This is a genomic window from Candidatus Thermoplasmatota archaeon, from assembly GCA_029907305.1.
GTDB lineage: Archaea > Thermoplasmatota > E2 > DHVEG-1 > DHVEG-1 > JARYMC01.
This window is the reverse complement of the sequence record JARYMC010000108.1, coordinates 1-4,047: the sequence shown is the minus strand read 5'-3', so window position 1 is coordinate 4,047 and position 4,047 is coordinate 1. Positions and strand designations below refer to the sequence as shown.

Below are 4,047 nucleotides of genomic sequence, written 5' to 3'. Positions count from 1 at the left end.
CTTACATCCCATCCACATATCACCAAAGAAGGTAACACAATTTATAATATTTTAATTATGCTAGGACACTAGGCAAAATTTTTACATAAAAGAAATTTAGTAAAAGGATTGTAAATTTAAAAATACATTTAAAATTAAGGTCATATCTAGATCCGCATTTTCTATATTTTTCAGAATCCAAGCAAAGCAGTTGCAATCAAAAAATACAGGATAAGACCAACTACATCCGCAATAGATGTAATAAGTGGACCGCTTGCAACAGCAGGGTCCCATCCAGTACGAGTGAAAATAAAAGGTAATGAAATACCAATCAGACTTCCAACAAACACGATAACAACCATAGAAAGACTAACAACAAGTGCAATTATTACTCCTCCCCTAAAAATGCCAATAATAGAAACCGCAAGACCCATAGTAATCCCAAGAGCACCAGCTACTAACATTTCTTTTCCAATGCAATAATACCAATCACGAAGTGTTACATCCCTTGTTGCAAGTGCACGAACCATAAGTGTCGATGCCTGTGATCCTGCATTTCCACCGCAGTCAACCAAAAGTGGCATAAAAAGAACAAGAACAATATATTTTGCTATGGTTTCCTCAAATAGTGCAATAGCTGCACCAGAGAAAATATTAACAAATATGAGAAACACAAGCCACCCAACACGTTTCCGATAAAGTATGCGAACTGGTGTGTCGCGTATTTTATCAGGGAGTTTAAGTTCACTCATTGCAGCGATCTTATGGAAATCCTCTGTTGCTTCTTCTTCACCGACATCGATTAAGTCATCAACTGTTACAATACCTAAAAGTGTTCCTTTTGAGTCAACTACTGGTAAAGCATAAAGATTATTTTTCTTAATAAGATGATACGCTTTTTCTTGGTCTTCATAAGCGTTTATAGAATCAAATTTATAGTTCATTAAATCAGATATTTTATCTGAGGGGTTTGCAAGGATAATCTGACGAAGCCGTATATCATCGATAAGTTTTTGATGTTCATCAACTATGTAAATATTTGATATTATTTCGCTGTCTTTTCCTTTTTCACGAATATATTTAAGAGCAGTTTCAACAGTCCACTCTGGGCGGATTGTTATATAATCAGGTGTCATGAGACGCCCAACACTGTTCTCAGGATAACTGAGTAGTTCGCGTGCTTCTTTCAAATCCTCAGGTTTTAAGAGTTTAAACAATCTCTGTTTAATTTGTTCTGGTAATTCCTCAAATAATGCTGTTCTATCATCAGGATGTAAATCAGCAAGAAGCTCAGATACCTCAATATCTGTTAAATTATTTAAAACAGATTTTTGCTCTCTAGGCCTTAGCTCAGAAAAAACATCTGCTGCAAATTTACGAGGTAAAGACCGGAAGATGATCATGCGTTCAGTTTTTTCTGATTTTTTTATTATTTCCGCAACTGTAGCAGGAGATAGCCCAACTAATAAATCACGTAGTTTATCCCATTTTTTTTCATTTATGTAGGTTTCTATTATAGATTTTTTAAATTCATCATAGGGAAACGCATACTGTTTTTTTGATTCATCCTGATTTGACATAATGTAGATAATATCAGCATAGTTATTAAAATAATTTTGATTTAATGATCACAATTCTCTATCATCAAAGAGAATGGATAATTTCACAACGTTTTTTCATAATATTTGCTTTATTTTTTCTTCAGTTGTATCACTCAGCTATTTGGTTGCAGGTTTTCCACATCATAAAAAAGAATGGAATTGCAATAATCTCAATAAACATGATACTGATAATCAACAAATTGAGAGAGCATTCATACAACACTCCTACCAAGACACTTCCTATGAACAGGGCGAGACCATAGGAGGTGGTAAAAATACCGTATCCTGTTCCCCTTTTTTTCAACGGAGTAATATCCGCGATTGCTGAGCGCATAATAGTCTCATGACTACCCATAACCACACCCCAAACTATGACGCTTATGAGTATGAAAACGTAGTTCATCGAGAAAGCAAAAAAAGGGATGAAAAGAGAAAAGATTGGTATGATCATGAGTGTCAAAAGACCTGCTTTATTGTTCCTCTTAATGTTTTTAAGTTTATCATATGTTTTTCCAATAATCAATGCTATGACTGCATTTACAGCCATTGCTATCACATAAAACAAGGGTATCTGTGCATCAGAAAGAAGATTATATGTTTTTAAATGATAACCTATCAAAGCAAAGTTTACAAAACCAATGGTGGTAATAAAACTAAAAACTGTATACAACCAAAAGGTTTTTGATAAATTATCAGAATCTTTTTCGTCTGATGAAACTGGTTCTAGTTCTTCTGGTTTTTTAACCAAGAAATAGGCAATGAAAACAAACACCATTAACAACACAAATGGGACCCATAAAAAACTATATCCCATCTGATAATCAGAGATTGTTTTCCCTGATGTTCCCATTAGAAAAAATAATAACGCAAAAATAAGCGCCCCTATGATTGCACCGATTTGATCAAAAAATTCATGTATCCCGAAACCAAAACCTGTACCAATTTGTTTTGTCGCCTGAGAGAGAATAGTGTCTCGTGATGGAACACGTAGAGCTTTTCCTATCCGCTCAGAAACAATGAACAACGCAGCAATCTGCCAAACCCCAGCTAACGATAGCAATGGGACTGTGAAGAGCAAACCATATCCTATAATCGTGAAAAACCAATATGCCTTTGTTTTGTCTGAAAAATACCCTGAGATCAAACGGATACCATAGCCTAAAAACTCCCCGATTCCCACGATTAAACCAACGATAGCTGCATTTGCACCAAGCATCGCTAAATACGGTCCATTGACGCTACGTGCCCCCTCATAAATAATATCACCAAATAGGCTAACAACTCCTAGTAAGATGATTAATTTCAGAGCCTTCTTTCTTATCGTATCATTACTGCCTAGAGCTATCTTTTGCATTAAAGAAGCATCCTTTCAATTTTTCAACAATCATCTCCTCTTTAATATTATTTCTTTTTCATTTCATCGATGATTTTCAAACTAATAAAAGCATAGTAAGAGTACTCAACACCAGGGACTGTGGTTATCTGCCGACCAAAACCACCAATATTCGTCAAACATGAACGAACAAAAAACTCACATTTATTGATATCAACTGGGCGAGCATGTAACTCGTTCAAACCACGTAACGCCTGATATGTAGACTCCAAAAAAGACGTTGAATGCGGTATAATACCAAAACCACCATCAAAATTTTGACCTGTTTGAATCATGTTTACATATTCTTGCTGCTTAAAAGGGACACGTAATTTCTTCATCAGTATGACAAGTTGTTTGCATTCCTCCATCGATTTCACAGGTTTTTGTTGTGCTGAAGAAACAATATCCTGTTCTTTTTCTCCCAGGATAAGCGGTACATGAAAAAGTTCTTTGGTCAACACAACATAATATAGATCAGATAGAGTATCCAGTATGAATTTATTTTTACTAATAATTGTATCTCGCAAAGAATTCTCGTACTCTTTGAGATAGGCTATTCTATATATTGTGGCTAATTGATAAAAATGTTTAGGGCGATAGAACCCTTTTTGTTTTAACTGGGTGATTATATGATATTGTTTGTGTATTTACAGAACAATCCCGGAGCTCATCAAGGAGTCGAAGAGCAAAATATGTGTCCTCAAGTGTAGGAGGCGTTGTTTGTGAAAAACTAAACCCTCCTTCAGGCCGCTCCCTTGAATGTATAAATCTTTTGTATTTGTCAAGTTCCAGATAGACAGAGTTCTCGCCTGAGGAGATTTTCTGTCTCCTCAACGATATTTTTCCCTTGCAGTTTCCATGTTGCAAGCAAAGACGCGATATACTGATAGTTCTCCGGCCCTTTGATTGATCGGAAGGTACCAATGATCTTCTCCATGATCACATGCTCTCGAATCGGTTGTTCTGCAAGATTATTGGTTGGTTGCATCCCGGGATACAACAAACAAGTATACCAACACCCCAAACCATTTTCAATAGACCTCTTGCGAAATAACAATTTTTAACCCATAACACATACCCCTCTACATCGGA

General features: G+C 35.8%; 3 protein-coding genes and 1 pseudogene. All 4 read right to left on the bottom strand.

Translation table 11 applies throughout. The features are described 5' to 3' along the window. Window positions 1–170 precede the first annotated feature (170 nt). The 4 genes and pseudogenes from mgtE to QHH19_06950 all read right to left on the bottom strand — a co-directional run bounded on the left by mgtE (window position 171) and on the right by QHH19_06950 (window position 3,991). Window positions 171–1,559, bottom strand: coding sequence for a magnesium transporter (mgtE, locus tag QHH19_06965; GenBank protein ID MDH7518061.1), 1,389 nt, complete (start codon window positions 1,557–1,559; stop codon window positions 171–173). A 130-nt stretch (window positions 1,560–1,689) separates the two neighbouring features. Further along, complete coding sequence (locus QHH19_06960) at window positions 1,690–2,934, bottom strand: MFS transporter (GenBank protein ID MDH7518060.1); 1,245 nt, start codon at window positions 2,932–2,934, stop codon at window positions 1,690–1,692. Between the two features lie 47 nt (window positions 2,935–2,981). Beyond that, entirely contained in the window at window positions 2,982–3,416 is a 435-nt protein-coding gene (locus QHH19_06955; protein MDH7518059.1) for a hypothetical protein, read from the bottom strand. A gap of 320 nt (window positions 3,417–3,736) precedes the next feature. Beyond that, a pseudogene (locus QHH19_06950) lies at window positions 3,737–3,991 on the bottom strand (IS66 family transposase). Window positions 3,992–4,047: the final 56 nt, after the last annotated feature.

Bases quoted from the DNA above. Each gene is read 5' to 3' on its own strand.
- mgtE (MDH7518061.1), bottom strand. From the start codon at position 1,559: ATGTCAAATCAGGATGAATCAAAAAAACAGTATGCGTTTCCCTATGAT.
- QHH19_06960 (MDH7518060.1), bottom strand. From the start codon at position 2,934: ATGCAAAAGATAGCTCTAGGCAGTAATGATACGATAAGAAAGAAGGCT.